Origin of the sequence: Synechococcus sp. MIT S1220, assembly GCF_047303025.1 — a bacterium.
Lineage (GTDB): Bacteria > Cyanobacteriota > Cyanobacteriia > PCC-6307 > Cyanobiaceae > Parasynechococcus.
Genome location: NZ_CP138939.1, coordinates 1,255,910 through 1,271,363, shown reverse-complemented (window position 1 = coordinate 1,271,363; position 15,454 = coordinate 1,255,910). Strand labels below are relative to the sequence as shown.

Annotated in this window: 14 protein-coding genes; 7 read left to right on the top strand and 7 right to left on the bottom strand. The window is 51.0% G+C overall.

Features of this window, described 5'->3' with window-relative positions; all coding sequences use genetic code 11:
* Window positions 1-3: 3 nt before the first annotated feature.
* Entirely contained in the window at window positions 4-648 is a 645-nt protein-coding gene (locus tag SIB64_RS06270; protein WP_413442397.1) for a hypothetical protein, read from the bottom strand.
* Window positions 648-1,295 (bottom strand): hypothetical protein, encoded by a 648-nt coding sequence (locus SIB64_RS06265; protein ID WP_413442396.1) that lies wholly within the window; start codon window positions 1,293-1,295, stop codon window positions 648-650. Before SIB64_RS06265 ends, SIB64_RS06270 begins: the two co-directional genes overlap by 1 nt.
* Window positions 1,296-1,405: 110 nt before the next feature.
* Between SIB64_RS06265 and SIB64_RS06260 the strand changes: the two genes are divergently transcribed.
* Window positions 1,406-2,173 carry a tetratricopeptide repeat protein gene (locus tag SIB64_RS06260; protein ID WP_413442395.1) on the top strand — a complete coding sequence of 256 codons (768 nt, stop codon included), beginning with the start codon at window positions 1,406-1,408 and terminating at the stop codon, window positions 2,171-2,173.
* On the opposite strand, the gene SIB64_RS06255 is transcribed toward SIB64_RS06260, so the two are convergent.
* The gene (locus SIB64_RS06255) at window positions 2,130-2,429 is read right to left on the bottom strand and encodes a hypothetical protein (protein WP_413442394.1); all 300 of its coding nucleotides are present in this window, start codon (window positions 2,427-2,429) and stop codon (window positions 2,130-2,132) included. The two genes, SIB64_RS06260 and SIB64_RS06255, sit on opposite strands and share 44 nt — an antisense overlap.
* 55 nt (window positions 2,430-2,484) lie before the next feature.
* Here SIB64_RS06255 and xth point away from each other — a divergent pair, with 55 nt between their 5' ends.
* Entirely contained in the window at window positions 2,485-3,318 is an 834-nt protein-coding gene (gene xth, locus SIB64_RS06250) for an exodeoxyribonuclease III (RefSeq protein WP_413442393.1), read from the top strand.
* A 29-nt stretch (window positions 3,319-3,347) separates the two neighbouring features.
* On the opposite strand, the gene SIB64_RS06245 is transcribed toward xth, so the two are convergent.
* Window positions 3,348-4,820, bottom strand: a complete 1,473-nt coding sequence (locus SIB64_RS06245) for an FAD-linked oxidase C-terminal domain-containing protein (protein ID WP_413442392.1) — start codon at window positions 4,818-4,820, stop codon at window positions 3,348-3,350.
* Window positions 4,821-4,946: 126 nt separating this feature from the next.
* Here SIB64_RS06245 and hemL point away from each other — a divergent pair, with 126 nt between their 5' ends.
* A complete protein-coding gene (hemL, locus tag SIB64_RS06240; protein ID WP_413442911.1) occupies window positions 4,947-6,248 on the top strand; it encodes a glutamate-1-semialdehyde 2,1-aminomutase in 1,302 nt (433 codons plus the stop codon).
* Window positions 6,249-6,751: 503 nt separating this feature from the next.
* Here hemL and SIB64_RS06235 read toward each other — a convergent pair.
* Window positions 6,752-7,729: a glycosyltransferase family 2 protein gene (locus tag SIB64_RS06235; RefSeq protein WP_413442391.1), complete on the bottom strand. Its 978-nt coding sequence runs from the start codon at window positions 7,727-7,729 to the stop codon at window positions 6,752-6,754.
* Window positions 7,730-7,859: 130 nt separating this feature from the next.
* Window positions 7,860-8,066, bottom strand: a complete 207-nt coding sequence (locus SIB64_RS06230; RefSeq protein WP_413442390.1) for a hypothetical protein — start codon at window positions 8,064-8,066, stop codon at window positions 7,860-7,862.
* A gap of 186 nt (window positions 8,067-8,252) precedes the next feature.
* Between SIB64_RS06230 and SIB64_RS06225 the strand changes: the two genes are divergently transcribed.
* The 4 genes from SIB64_RS06225 to SIB64_RS06210 all read left to right on the top strand — a co-directional run bounded on the left by SIB64_RS06225 (window position 8,253) and on the right by SIB64_RS06210 (window position 12,309).
* Window positions 8,253-8,714 carry a hypothetical protein gene (locus SIB64_RS06225; protein ID WP_413442389.1) on the top strand — a complete coding sequence of 154 codons (462 nt, stop codon included), beginning with the start codon at window positions 8,253-8,255 and terminating at the stop codon, window positions 8,712-8,714.
* Complete coding sequence (locus tag SIB64_RS06220) at window positions 8,701-9,090, top strand: cytidine deaminase (RefSeq protein ID WP_413442388.1); 390 nt, start codon at window positions 8,701-8,703, stop codon at window positions 9,088-9,090. The genes SIB64_RS06225 and SIB64_RS06220 overlap by 14 nt, the downstream gene beginning before the upstream one ends.
* A 316-nt stretch (window positions 9,091-9,406) precedes the next feature.
* On the top strand, window positions 9,407-10,609 hold the full coding sequence (locus SIB64_RS06215) for a CHAT domain-containing protein (protein ID WP_413442910.1): 1,203 nt from the start codon (window positions 9,407-9,409) through the stop codon (window positions 10,607-10,609).
* Window positions 10,610-10,629: 20 nt separating this feature from the next.
* The gene (locus SIB64_RS06210) at window positions 10,630-12,309 is read left to right on the top strand and encodes a ShlB/FhaC/HecB family hemolysin secretion/activation protein (RefSeq protein ID WP_413442387.1); all 1,680 of its coding nucleotides are present in this window, start codon (window positions 10,630-10,632) and stop codon (window positions 12,307-12,309) included.
* An 18-nt stretch (window positions 12,310-12,327) separates the two neighbouring features.
* Here SIB64_RS06210 and SIB64_RS06205 read toward each other — a convergent pair whose 3' ends face one another.
* Window positions 12,328-15,357, bottom strand: a complete 3,030-nt coding sequence (locus tag SIB64_RS06205) for a hypothetical protein (RefSeq protein ID WP_413442386.1) — start codon at window positions 15,355-15,357, stop codon at window positions 12,328-12,330.
* Window positions 15,358-15,454: the final 97 nt, after the last annotated feature.

Below are 15,454 nucleotides of genomic sequence, written 5' to 3'. Positions count from 1 at the left end.
GGATCAACGGCCTAGCCGCGGAGCCGATTCAAGCAACTCACCAACGGCATCCTCCAGATCGGATCGCCGGGTTCGGAGCTGCTGTTCAATCTCGCGACGGGCCCGTCGCTGCTCCCGCTGAGCGGTTGGCACGTCGTGTCCAGAGAGTCCCCAGAGCTGGCCTAACAGCGCACGGTCGTCGGCTCCACCCCGTGCTGATCCATAGATCACTGTTTCTGCAGCCATGCCGGCCTGAAGCACACGACTCCAGCGCCTCAGATCTTCCAGGGGCATCCGCACACTGTCTGGAACCGTGAATTCAGTGGCTCCACTGGCACGGAGGCCGGCCCTTAAGCAAGCCAAGGTTCCGATAAAAACATTCTGAACCGGCAGCGCTTCGGTCTGGGCAATCAACACATGCCCTGCCTCGTGCACGGCAATACGGCGCAATCGGGATTCACCACCCGGCAGTGTTTCCGCGAGCAAGTGCCCCCCCATTCCCTGCCAGGTTGCGGCATCAACGCTCAGTGCAACGAGAACACCGCCAACGAGCACCACGATCCAAGCCGCTGACAACCCCATGGCAGGTCCGAAGGCGCCGAGGCCAGTCAGGGCAGCGACAGCAACACCGGCTCTTGCGATATCAATGGATCCCTGGCTTTCGGCCATCAGGGACGGGCGCGGCTGCTGTTTCTGGCAGTGGGGCCGCGCTTTGCAGCCTGTCCACGACCTCCTTTCGACTTCCCGCCACGGGTGGGCATCGGAGCGATCACCTCAAAGTTTTCAAGGTGCAGTTCCTGACCTTGGCGCCTGATCTCGAGGCCAACGAAATGCCGCAGGTGCTCGAGGGGAATCTCACCTTTGACCTGGATCTTGAACGGCAACGGACGACTTCCATCTGCCCTGGCCTGTTGCCGCACCTTCACAACGAGGTCTCCGGTTTCCGGCTTCGTGAAGATCAGCTCTCCTCGGACCGAGAAAAAATCATCGCCTTCGGGAAGCTCATCCGTTGCATCCGGATGATCAGGAGCCAGAGTGCTCGGTTCCCAAATGCCAGCAATCTGCAGATGCAGATGGTCGCTGTCGCGACATCGGGGATAGACCACCCAGAGATGGGGATGTTCCATCGCCAGGTGTTTCCTCATCAGGGTCAAGACCCTTCCAAGAACAACAGTTTCAAGCTCAACGCCACCCTCGACAGTGAGAACACCTCGGGTGAGCTGATCCTCGTCTTTCGGGGTGTAGACGCCCCTGACGACACCGATCGCCCGGTATTGGAGAGGTTCGGTAACCGGTGGGATCGGATGGTCTCGCATTGAAGATGAGGGCGATGACGCGGCCCAGGCATTAACTGTAGCCAGGTCATTGCGGGCTCCTCAGACTGACGGCATCTCCGCGTCATGGGATGCGCTTAAACCGGTCTGTCTTGTTCGCCCTTCTCCTCATCGGGGTGGGCCTGGCTTTGCTCCTCACCTCCTACGGCACGCCAGCGTCCGGTCAGCGCGGCAGTCGCAGGATTGTTGACCAGCAGGTCAATGTGCTCATCGACAAGCTGAAGCTTGGACCGATCAGCGCAGCCGAGCAAAGGTCTCTGCTGGAGCGTCTGATGTCCCTCGGAAGGCTGAAGGAGGCCCAGATCCTCCTGGAGAGCTGGCAAGGGGAGAGGCCTCTTCCACTGAATCAGAACCTGCTCCTGGTGGAACTCATGCGTCTGAACAGTGATTCGGTGGGCGCTGACCAAGAACTGAGCCGCTTGCTGCTACTGCATCCCAACAACTTGCAAATCATGGCGCTGCAGGTTCTTGTGCAACAGGACAGAGGCCTGGGTGTGAAGAGCTTGAACCGCTTGAAAGCACGCTTTGAAGCTGCAAAGCCTGGTCAACTCATGGAACTGGGATTGCTTCTCGCAGACTTTTACCGGCAGAGCAACGCCGGTAAACAGGCTGAATCTCTCTACAAAAACCTTGCTGCTGAAGCTCCGGTAGATGAACGTCCTGTGCTGGCCTTGGCCTTGATTCGCGTTGAGCAGGGACAACCCGAGGCGTTGCGACAACTTTTATCGGAGGCGAAACGCAGACGGTTTGGTCCAGGCGAGGAAGATCCGCAGATCGAGGCTTTAGCAGCATCCTGGGGCGTCGCTGCTGCCCAAATCAGGGTTGGGCTGTCGGAGTCGACTCCGCTGGCTCTTCCCTGAAGGCTTTCAAGGCTGCATCGATGGCATCTGAAGGGGGAGTGGCATCGTCCAGAGAGCCGACCTGGCGGATCCTGTTGATCAGATCCATCGGATTGGTGGAATCAAGGATGGAATCGCTGCCATTGGAGCCGGGGTTGTAGAGATTCCGCTCCTCGCGATTTTGAAAAGGAGCATCAACCTGGCACCAGGCGGATGAAACGGTTCCTGCAGTGATTGCCGCAGCGGTTGACAGGACAGCCGCAAGCCGAACAAACATCTTTATTCCACAAGAACCTCTTAATGCTAAGCGTCATTCACAGAGTGGGTGCGCCATGCAGATCGGCTCCTGGAATGTCAACTCCGTGCGTACGCGCCTCGATCAGGTGCTGGGCTGGTTGGAAGAGCAGCAGCCCGACCTGTTGTGCCTTCAGGAAACCAAGGTTGATGACCCTCTCTTCCCAGTGCAGGCCTTCGAGAAGGCCGGTTGGAGCGTGAGCGTGCACGGGCAGAAGGCTTACAACGGCGTAGCCCTGGTGAGCCGAGAGCCCCTGGAGGATGTGCGCTATGGGTTTCTTGGCGAGCTGTCAGACGATCAGGAGGCGGAGGAGCTGGGTCAGCAGAGACGTGTGATCAGCGCGCTTCTTGATGGTGTACGCGTTCTGAACCTTTACGTGCCAAATGGGTCGGGGTTGAAGTCCGAGAAATACCCCTACAAGCTGGATTGGCTTGGATGCCTTCAGCGTTACCTCACGAGCCAGGCGGAACGGAGTGAGCCCCTCTGCATGGTGGGTGATTTCAATATCGCTCTTGAGGCTCGCGACATCCATGACCCCGAACGGCTCACCGGCGGCATCATGGCCAGCAATGCGGAGCGGAATGCCCTCAAGGCCTGCCTAACAGACCGGCTCCAAGACGTGTTCCGGGTGTTTGAGCCCGATGCCGGCCACTGGAGCTGGTGGGACTACCGGACCGGTGCCTGGGACCGAGATCGGGGCTGGCGCATCGATCACATCTATCTCTGCGATGAGCTGCTGGGTCTGGCACGCAGCTGCAGGATCCATAAGGAGGTGCGGGGAAACACCCAGCCAAGTGACCATGCGCCAGTGACTGTCGATCTGGACTGGCCTCCGACGGACGATGAGGATCAGACCGATTTTTTTGACTGACGACTCAGGCGAACTGCCTGAATGACGCCTCAGAAGGCGGAGGCTCCGGAGGGCAGCACCCGGCCGCCCTCCTGCAAGCGCACTTGCCGGCGGGCTGATTCGCCACAGGTGCGCGGGGTCGGCAGCACCTTTTCAGGGTTGGCCAAATTGAGGGGATCAAAGGCCTTGCGCAACAGAGCCATCGTGTCGAGATCGTCGGGACCAAACATCCAATCCATGTAACAACGCTTGTCAGCGCCCACGCCGTGCTCGCCACTGATGCTTCCACCAACCGCCAGGCATTCCCTCAGGATCGCGGCACCCAGTGCCTTGACCCGCGCTTCGACATCCGGATCCTCAGCGCGGTAAAGGATCAGAGGATGCAAATTCCCGTCGCCCGCATGAAACACGTTGGCGACGGGCAAGTTGTGTTCACGACTGAGGCTTTCAATGGAAGCGAGGACCCTCGGCAATGCGCTGCGCGGCACCACACCGTCCTGGACGTAGTACGTCGGCGTGATCTTGCCCACCGCTGAAAACGCAGACTTTCGACCCTTCCAAAGCAGGGCACATTCCGCCGGATCCTCCGCCCGACGTAAGCCCCGGGCTCCAGCCTCGCGACAGAGCTGTTCAGCGCGATGTGCCGAGGCTTGGACTTCTGCCTCCTGACCGTCGAGCTCAATCAGCAGCACCGCGGCCGCATCTCGCGGATATTCATCACGACCAAAGAAATCATCAACCGCATTGATCGTGTAGTTGTCCATGATTTCCATCCCTGCGGGGAGAAGGCCCGCCGCCGTCACGCTGCGAACCGCCTCCCCAGCACCCTCCATCGTCGCGAAGTCCGCCAGCAGCACGTTCACGCACTCCGGCGCGCGCAACAGCCTCAACGTGATCGCAGTGGCGATGCCCAAGGTGCCCTCACTGCCGATGAACGCACCGCGCAGATCGAGCTCGGGGGTCTCAGCAAGCTCGTCACCGAACCGGGTGACGGTGCCGTCAGGCAGCACCACCTCAAGCGAAAGAACGTGATTGCTCGTGACGCCGTACTTCAGGCAGTGCACACCACCGGAATTTTCAGCCACGTTGCCGCCGATGCTGCAAACCACCTGACTGGAAGGATCGGGCGCGTAATAAAACCCCTCACCGGCCACGGCGCGGGTGACCCAGCTGTTGATCACACCGGGCTGGACCGTGACGGCGTGGTTGTCGAGGTCGATGGCCAAGACCTTGCGCATCCGACTTGTCACCACCAGCAGGGCGGATTGGTCCACCAACGCGCCCCCTGAAAGCCCCGTGCCACTCCCGCGGGCCACGAACGGAATCCGATGCAGATGGCACAAACCAAGGACCTTGGAAACCTGTTCGGTGGTCTCTGGAAGGACTGCAAGCGGTGGACAGTGGCGCTCAAGGGTCAATCCGTCACAGTCGTAACTGAGGAGCTCCTGACGTTTCGCGAGCACGGCGCGAGGGGGCAGATGTCGCCGCAAATCCCGCTCCAGAGCTGACCAGTCGTGGGGCACACCGGCTGCGCAAGTTGGTTCAAGCTAAACAGTGAGATGTGCCTTAGAGACACACTCCGGACGCATCGGGTCGTTCTTGGGTCAGGATGTTGCACGGTTTGCAACTGCCCTTTGGCGTCGGTCATCGTGACAACTCCAGCGTTGAACACCAGCAGCTCACAGGCCATCTTCGGGGCTGCACAGGCCCTGATGCCTGGAGGAGTGAGCTCGCCAGTGCGCGCGTTTAAGTCTGTGGGCGGTCAGCCGATCGTGTTCGACCGGGTCAAGGGCCCCTACGCCTGGGACGTGGATGGAAACAAATACATCGACTACATCGGCAGCTGGGGGCCAGCCATCTGCGGCCATGCCCACCCTGAGGTAATCGCGGCGCTGCAGGAAGCGATCGAGAAGGGCACCAGTTTTGGTGCGCCTTGTGCCCTTGAGAACACCCTCGCCGAGATGGTGATCGAGGCCGTTCCAAGCGTTGAGATGGTTCGCTTTGTGAACAGTGGGACCGAAGCCTGCATGGCCGTACTGCGCCTGATTCGTGCGTACACCGGTCGCGACAAGGTGATCAAGTTCGAAGGCTGCTACCACGGCCATGCGGACATGTTCCTGGTGAAGGCAGGCTCCGGCGTCGCCACCCTCGGTTTGCCTGATTCTCCGGGTGTGCCGCGCAGCACAACGGCCAACACCCTTACAGCCCCCTACAACGACCTCGAAGCGGTCAAGGCACTGTTTGCAGAGAACCCAGATGCGATTGCCGGAGTCATCCTCGAGCCGATCGTCGGCAATGCAGGCTTTATTCAGCCTGAACCCGGTTTCCTTGAAGGGCTGCGGGAACTCACCAAGGAGAACGGAGCTCTATTGGTCTTCGACGAGGTGATGACCGGTTTCCGGATCAGCTACGGAGGAGCTCAGGCCCATTTCGGTGTCACACCAGACCTCACCACGATGGGAAAGGTGATTGGTGGTGGTCTTCCCGTGGGTGCCTATGGCGGCCGCAGAGAGATCATGGAGATGGTGGCTCCTGCAGGGCCGATGTATCAGGCCGGAACGCTGAGCGGCAATCCCCTGGCGATGACTGCCGGGATCAAGACGTTGGAACTGTTGAAACAACCCGGCACCTACGAAAAGCTGGCCGCCACAACGGACAAACTGATCACAGGGATCAAAGCTGCGGCCAGCGAAGCAGGCTTGCCGATCACTGGCGGAAGCGTCAGTGCGATGTTCGGCTTCTTCCTCTGTGAGGGACCTGTTCGGAATTTTGAGGAAGCGAAAGGCACCGACGCGGAACGCTTCGGGAAATTGCACCGCTGCATGCTCGAACGGGGGGTCTATCTGGCCCCGTCAGCCTTTGAGGCTGGTTTCACCTCCTTGGCTCACTCCGAAGCGGATATCGAGACCACATTGAACGCGTTCCGCGAGAGCTTCGCGGCGGTTGCTTGATGTCGGCAGGATCAGTCTTAGCCCCAACAAGGAAGATCCACGCGTCACGATCAGTTCAGGCAGCAAGAGCTATTGCAAGCAGCCTGATTGCAAAGAGAAGACCGGACCAATCATCAGAGACACTAAAAACAATGCTTATCCAATTTGATTTGCTCAGATACAAGTTATCGCGTTCCTAGCAACCAAAGTTGAAACTGATCAATCGCAAATTGACAAGTGAGTGGTCGAAGCGATTTAGACAAGATCGCTATTAGATAAGCTCCCTCGTATCATGCCCTGAATGCACACATCATTGCTTTTCAAACATTATCAGCACTGAAGCATCCAATGCACTACCAGAAGGAAATCCCAGCCTTCAATGGCTGGAACAAGACAGGAGCATTCCGGTTCACAGAACCGACGTATGGACAGAATCAGATCCGTCGACGCAGTTCTAGCCTTTCGCGCGTGGATCGCGAACAACAATGAACAGCTAGCGAGCCCATGGCACATCACCACAAAATCTAGGACTCTGAACCCATGCCTTTATTACGTTTGGAATAATCCTTTTGAAGAGCTTTTATCACCTTTTTTTGAAAATTGACCCGCCTGGGATTGTCCGAAAAAATACGCTCTATATTCCGATGTTGTCGTTTAATCGTTTTATCGGAAAAAACATCGACAATCGACTCGATGCTTTGTCGCAAACGATCTTTTGCCTCTCTGAGATCAAATTGAGCTGTGCCAAGCACCCGGGCCAGCATCTCGGGATCAATTTTTAAATGATAAGGATCATTCACCTCCGGACACACCTCGAGCATTTTGAGGACGAAGGCAGCTTTTGCATGGCGACTAGGGAATTGGGGGAAATCAGCTTGAACATCCCCTTCGAGAGACACCGGCGTACGACCCACAGTTGTGGCGCCCGTCAAAGCAACGACTCCGCCCTCCTTGAGAAGTAAATCATCTAATCCTCTCAGATAATAGTGATTCAAAGGAAAGCGAAGACCAACATCCAAACCAAGCCTGTCACCATCTCCTTTGGTTCCTGAAAGGTGGAGACTCATACTTGTCAGGCTTTTGGTCCTCATCATCGACTTCACCTGCGGAAAAACAAAAAAATGTTTTTCCGCATCCGTAAAGCCATTGTCATCCAAGGTTGCAGTCATCCTCCATGGCATCTGCAATGAACGGAACTCCTCCTCAGACGCAAAGCGAATCACTTCAGGATGCAAATACTCATCAGCATCCAGAACCGACACATAATCCTCCTTCACCTGGCGCCAAATACGTTCAACCCTTTGGCCTTGAACGTCAAAAAAACTAATTTTATTTTTTTCTAGAATTTCCCTGCAAAGAGGTGATTCTCCTGGGGAGAGGAGGACATAAAAGCAATCAATACCAATGGAGCGATGATGATCTATGAAGGACTGCAAATATGGCGCCTCTCCATCAAAAACACGGAGAACAATTGCAAAACTTTTTTGCATGGAGCACGCCATTCTCTTCAATAATAGCATAAATCATTAAATTTCCCGGCAAACAAATCAATGATCGCATTGATGTCTACGCAGAAGCAATCAACTTGATTGAGGTAACATGAGGCGCATTTGGATCAGACAGGTCCTTTGATCACGAGCCGGCAGGCTTGACATAGACATAAGTGAAGAACATCGATCGAATGCAGTGGTTCCAACCAAACACCTCTGATGGAGATGATTGTAGTCGTAGCCGATTCAGCCGATTCGGGTACACCCATCGAATGCCCCAATCAGCGAACAGCAAACTTGCCGCAACAACGACAAACAGTCCAATCTTTGGATGCAGCATCAAAACCACGGTTAGAGACCTCCGCTTCAACAGAGGCTCCGCTGAATCTCAACCAAAGGAAAGATAGGAATCGTGATCATTAAGCGTGGAGGCTAGCTTCGTCAGGTTGCCCGCCATTCAGAGGAGGGCATCGAAGCCCCTGCATCAATGCCCGGCCACGCAAGTCTCGCGGACAGGTTCTACTTTTCAAAACCAATGCCCTTGCCTCTTCTGGCTGTTACACCTCCCCCACCAGCGCTGCTCTGTACCGTTTCAACTGCGCAGAGCAGCTGGACCACAGAACCAATCAGGGGAATTCGGCTTCTCGAAAACCAAATATTCCGGGTGACGCTGGGGACGAGAGCCGCGGTTAACCCCCGTTACGTGATCGAAAGCAGGCTGACGTCGTTGGCGGAGGAAACATCTGCACCCGTTGGATCCATCAAACCCGACGCTTCATTCAGCTACAGGTGGAATTACAGAGCACCGCTCGGGCCAATTGCACTTCCAAACCAAGAGGAGCGTGAGCTCACTGTTCAAGTGGAGAGAGATTTGAACATCCAGCCACACCTAAACTTCCACCTCCACAACAGCACAGTGGTGCGTGCCAGTGGAGCCAGCAAACCCCTTACTGATTTGAAAGAAACAGCACGAGGCACATGTCGTGAACAACGTTGAACAGCTTCTGGTGTCCGCACGCCATGCGGCCAAGGCCGCTCATTGCCCTTATTCAAACTTTCACGTCGGTGCTGCAGTGCTGTGCGACGACGGAAGCATGATTTCTGGTTGCAATGTGGAAAACGCCAGCTATGGGTTGAGCATCTGCGCCGAACGTGTCGCCTTGTTCAGCGCAATTGCACAAGGGAAACGCCCCCTGGCACTTGCCGTCAGCTGTGCTGACGCCCAAACAAGTCGTGAGAGGGGCACAAAAATGCCCTGCGGTGCTTGCAGGCAAGTCATGCAGGAGCTGTTACCAAACAACGCGAAGATCCATATCGATGGTGTAGGCACCCGAACATTGAACCAACTTCTTCCCGAAGGTTTTCAGTTGTAATCAGAATCAAAAAAGGGGATGAACAACATCAGCATCGCAATTGATAGCGCGTTGATTTTGAGAGTACTTGCTCGATGAGAGTTATGAACAATAAAAAACAGAGGATCAATTCAAATCGATCAAAAGCCAAGCGAAGCAACTCGAAAAATTGAAAACGAGAATTCAGTCTGACCAGCAGACCGCTGCGAATCACTTTTGATCTTACCGCCAAAAAAAGGGCATCAAAGGTTGCGTCACTTAAAAAAGCTTATAAAATATCGATCATGTGTGATGCAACATGTTTCAGAGAAGACAGGGCTGGCGTCTCTTGGCTTCCATGGTCCTGTTGCTATCAACTGCGACAACGTATACATCCAACAGCCCGATCAAGGCAGAAGAGAAGCCTCTACAACGGAACAATCGTTTCGATCGATCCAACTACAAGCCTGCGATCTTAAGACTAAGCCTCAACACCAGCCCAAACAGTCAAAACATTGAACTCGATACGATCCTGATCCCACCAACAGGAGACCCCAAAGGAGTCAGAACAATTGTCAACAAGAAAAGATTTAATGCACTGATCGAGCTGCTTTATCAACAAACGTCAGAAGCGCAGTCACTCAACGTAGAGCAACAAGATTCGGCGTCGAGACAGCTCTATGACATCCTGATTGCCAACATCGAGAAAGAACTCCAAGAAGGAAACATTACAACATTACTGATCAGTTTGGACCCAGAGTTACAACGAATTCCATTTGCCGCATTGCACAATGGCAAACAGTGGCTAGGGATGCGATATGCCTTTTCAATTACACCGTCTGTCAGCCTGATGCCGCGAGGCGCCTATCAATATCCATCAAAACGAAACTATCTATTGGCCGGATCATCAAATTTCAAAGAAATGAGTTCATTGCCTTACGTGACGCAGGAAATCGAACAGTTAAAGATGATCACGAATGGTGAAACACTAATCAACGACAAGTTCACAAAAAAGTCCTTAATCACGAAAGGTAACTCCAGAGACATGCAAAGAATTCATCTTGCAACACATGGTGAATTTATCCCAGGCGAACCCATCAACTCAAAATTATATTTAACCGATGGTAGTATCAGCATGCAGGAGCTTAGAGAACTCGGACTTAGCAGCAAGGATTCGCCCCTAGAACTTTTAACACTTAGCGCATGCCGAACCGCGTTGGGTGATAATCGTAATGAGCTAGGCCTCTCTGGCCTGGCCCTGATGGCAGGAGCACAGTCAGCGATTGGAAACCTTTGGTATGTCGACGACATTGCCTCCTCAATATTTTTCATCCGTTTTTATTACTGGCTTGAGAAGGGATTACCCAAAGCAGAAGCATTGCAACAAGCCCAAAGGGAATTCGTGACCAATCAATACCAACTCCAAGGGAAAGATCTATTGTCGCCAGAGGGGACGGTCATGATTAAAAATCTAAGCATTGGCCATAGGATACAAATCAAAGAAGGCTTATCCAATCCATACTTCTGGGCCGCACCCGTCTTGATTGGCAAACCGTGGTAGTGGCTATCTACGCAATGCTGATGGCTCAGCTGGTGCAACCACCAACTCAAACTGGCCCTGCAAGGTTACCTAATTCCCATCAAAGACCAGCAAGACAGGACCAAAACGTTGAGATCAAAATTGAACAACAGGACAATCCAGAACTCGATCCAAGACAACCGGGTGGCGCTTCAAAACAAAAGCCAGGGGATCAAACCAATGAAAACAAAATTGTGATCGATGCCTTGCCATACGATCAATATAAACTTGCTGAAATCCTCGCACCATGCAGGAAGATTCGTGATATCACCAACAAACTTAAAGCCTGCGCTGAACAACTCAGCAAGCAACTGATCATTGATGGCTACATCAATACCAGAATTTTAATTCAGTCCCAAAAGGAACCCTACAAGCTTGTAGTCTTGCCAGGCCGGCTTGTCGAAATCAGAGTTTTTGGAGAAGACAAAGCTTTAAATGAAAACATTGCACAGAAACTGGAATATCTTAAATCAGATTTTTTCAACCTTATAGAACTTCAGATAGCTCTTGATTTACTTGAAAGTAGGCGAGATATTGACAGTTTGCGCGCGCAGCTCACAAGGCACGGAAGCCAAGTTAATTTATCAGCATTAAAAATTCAAGTGTCCCCCAAGACAAGAAATTGGGAGTCATTTATTTCAATCAGCAATGATGGAGCAGAAACACTTGGCGAGCTAAAAACCGAAGCAATTACACAAAAGGAAGACATTTTTCAAAGTGGGGACCTTTTCCTCGCTTTCTTACAATTCAATAATACAAGAGAGCTCGATCTACGATCATCAACTCAGTCAATCAGCTACACCTATCCACTCTCACAACAGATCAATGTAAGTGGAGCATTGGGATTTGGCATCGACAAGATCGCTCCGCATCACCAGAATTCCTTTAATCTTCGCTACAATCAATTCCAAGGAATCGTAAATCTAGATTGGTTAATTTATCAAGCTGACGAGATAAATCTCTCATTTTTCTCGTCGCTGATCGGATCGAGAAGCAACTTATATATCAACAACAAAGTTCCAACTGATGCAAGCGCATCCAATTTAGTGAGGCGACCAACAATGGCATATTTACGCTATGGAGTAACCGCAAATGGAGTCCAGAACAAACTTGTTTGGCAAGCTCAGCTCTATGGATTGCAGGGCTTATCAGGCTTCGTACCATCAAACCAACGCAAAGAGCATGCTGAAACAGGAGTCAATCTGGGAGAAGCGCAGGCCATTGGCATACAAGCTGCACTTCGCTATCGCATCACAAATCGAATCAATCTGCTGCTATCGGGTTCTGGTCAAATGGCATTTCGCCCCCTGCCTTACGCCATGAATTTTGCGGTGGGGTCAGACCAGGGATTGATTGGTCTGCCTGCCAATCTGTTCAGCGGAAATAGTGGAGTGCTGTCTACCATTCAAACGCCAATCACACTGATGCGTTCCGACCAACACCAAGTCGAGCTTGTGCCATTCAGTGGAGTTGGCTATGCACAGACCCAGACATCATCCATCTCACTCGAAGATGAGGCAGCGAGTTACGGAGCATTATTGAGATACACGCTGACGCAGCCAAAACTGACGATTGAGTTGGGCTACACGCGACCTCTGTTGTTCACTGACAATTCGTGTGCTGACTGGAGGAAGACAATCATTGGCCAAGGTGTTTACACACGAGCAACCTACGCATTTTAAGTGATTAATAACTTACGATTACTGTCGATTTTGGATCGCCTTGATTTCATTCAGCAACATGGCTTGCATTTCCTGTAAAGACAGAGGAGTCGAAAATGAGGTCTGAACAACAGAGCCCAAATTCGAAAACAACGCAGCCTCCGAAGTTTCGATTGAATTTTGAATATCGCTACGATCAAGCTGCACAGTTTTAAAATTGTCAACACTGATCTGATTCACATTGGAAAGATTCTGCGTCGTCATAGATTGCATTTTCAGATTTGAATCAGGCGATGACACTGATGTTCGAAGCACAGAAGAATGATCAATAAACGCTCCATCCACCATCACGCTCATCTCACCCTGAACACTGATTGTCGCCCGATCAAAAATTGAATCAGTGTTGCCAGAAACAAAGAGATCACCCCCCGCCGATAAGTTGGTATCCTTGAACAGCGTTGATGCATTAAGACCACTTGACGCAAATGCAGTGCCATCAATGATAATATCACCAGTAACATTGATGTCACTGTTGAAATCGACAACACCATCATTATCCATGTAACCCTGCCCTCCACTTCCAAAAATAGTTAAATCATATTTTGACTTATTGAGTGGCTTTTGAATTTGATCTAAGTATGGAGCACTGGTTCCAACATAAATAAAAGAATTATCGAATACAATTCCACGATTCAATTCTCCTGATTGTGATGCATTGATCGCGCCCTCTCCATCAAAAGCCAAGTCGGAATTCGGTGATATAAACGTAGAATCAAAAACAAGAACACCATGGTTATTATTCGTTCCAGACTGACTGACACCAATCAGCAGAGCAGTCTCTTGCCGATCAAGATTTTCATCATAGAAAAATATTTCTGAATCTTCAATGTAGATCCCTTGATTCGAGTCAGAGCCATGAGGCGTGTTGCCAGATTCACCAAACCAATAGGCGGTATCTCCACTAATCAGTTCTGAACCTACAATCGACACCCCATTCATTGCATCAACATCAAAACGAAGTCTCGATGCATCTTCTGATTTAATATCTCCACCAACCCCGTTAAGTTGGATTGAATTTTTAGTGCGAGAGTTAAAAGACGGAGTTGACTGCGCTGATGTATCTAATCGCGAAGACTCTAATAAAAGGCCCTCATTACCATCCAAGGCAACCTGAGAAGAGACTTGGGAAACATAGAAAATATCACCACCATCACCCATGAGATCGATCTTTAAAGAAGAAAGATTCGATTTGAACAGATGAACACCCGTAGCAAGGGATGTTCGGCCCGAATAGGAACTTCCACCATCACCATAGATTTTAATCAAACGCCCAGAATCCAAGTTAGATTTAAAAATATACACACCAAACGGCATTGAAACATTCTCACCAAAAAATGACTGAAATTCACCAGCAATCCCATCAATCTTTATATCATTCTCCGCAACTAGGCGACTTTTATTAATAAAAATGCCGCTATTGTGTACATCATCGGGCTGAATCCTTAAATCAGCAGGCTCACTTTGCTGGCCATGAATAAACTCAGCCGACCGCTGAACCCCACTTGCGCCGTAACCACTGAAACGCATTGAACCAGATTGAAGATATGCCTGATCCAATAAAATCCCGAGTGATCCAGCGACGCGGACCCTGGAGGTATCCGCCCATGAATCAATTTCCACATCGCGGAAATAGTTAATATTAGAACGATCTATGACAACACCAAAATCACTAATTGAATCATCGACACGATATATACTACTAGAAAGCACAAGCGAACCAATCTGATTCGATAAAAGAGAGGTATCTTCCAAGAACACTCCAGAGGTAGACTGCGACCATGCAACGTTCATGACATCTGCTGAAAGGTGAATATCATCGAATGCGAAAAGATCAGACTCAGTGACCCAGATCGCATAACTTGACCTGGATGATTGGAAATCATGGATCTTCCCAATGATTTTTACAGGACCACGAAAGCTAACTGAAGCTCTATCGCCACTCCCATTGCCAATTCTTACAGCATCACTCCTAACAAGATCCACACCAGAATTAAACAATCCAAGAATTTGCGTTTCACGATCCGAAGCAAAAGACGACCTTCCGCTTAAAGCAACAGCAATCGAGTCTTTTGATTTTTGAAAATTTCGAAGTGTTCCTTTGACACGGAGCAAGCGCTTGGCCTTAAGATTGCTTGAATCGATTTCCAATACTGGGGCAGTTAAGCCACGGGAGGGATTGTTAATTCGCCCTTTGATGCTCATCTTGCCAGCAGCATCAAGATCTGATTGGTCGATATCAATCGCAGGAGCAGAATTCGTTGTACTCAGACGTCTGGAAACATTGACATCAAGATTGCCATAAGCTGTGCCTAGAAAAGAATTAGAAATGGAAACTTGGTTTTCAGCTTGTTGGTCGTACGGAGCATACATGTTCCCCCGTAGCGTTTTAGAAACAACTTGAAGAGAATCAGCCACCTTAATCGTGGAGTCTTGAATACGAATCTCTCCAACAGAATCAATCAATAAATTTCCATCAACACTTAAATTAGAGCTGATTTTTATTTTCCCCGGCGTCATCAACTCACTTGAGGGTGATTTGCTTTCAGCAGCATGGAAGAGAAAATGATCAACTTTGAAGCTTGGCTTTGCAATCAAGGAGAGAGAGCCAACATTATGAAACCCTTTGCCTTTGAGTTGAATGCCTCCAGGGGAAAGAAGTACAAAATCAGATCGTCGTTTTAGAAAAGTCGGAACTGTTAAAAATGCTCCCCGAGGATCCGTAACACTCAAAACTATGGTTTGTATTTTACCTTTTGAATTATTAATTTTTACCTTTTTTATCGAGCCTCCTCTTGTGTCGAATTTGTCAAGTCGATGCATCAAGATGTTTTTGTTTTTTCCCTTACGCATACCACCGGAAATCTTGCAAATCCCACGACGACAGGTGCCGTTCAGCGAACCATTTAGTTTCGTTCCAACGCGGCCTCCACCATTCACTTTCAGATCTGCAAAGGCTGGCGGCACAGGCCAGCAACAGATCAGCAGCAGAGCCAGGACGTGTTGGCGCAAGCTTGCCTTGAACTGAGTTCATCACTTTAAATGCTTTTCGGAGAAAAACAATGTGAAATTCCCCACCATTCAACACATGGACGACGCAAGTAGAAAA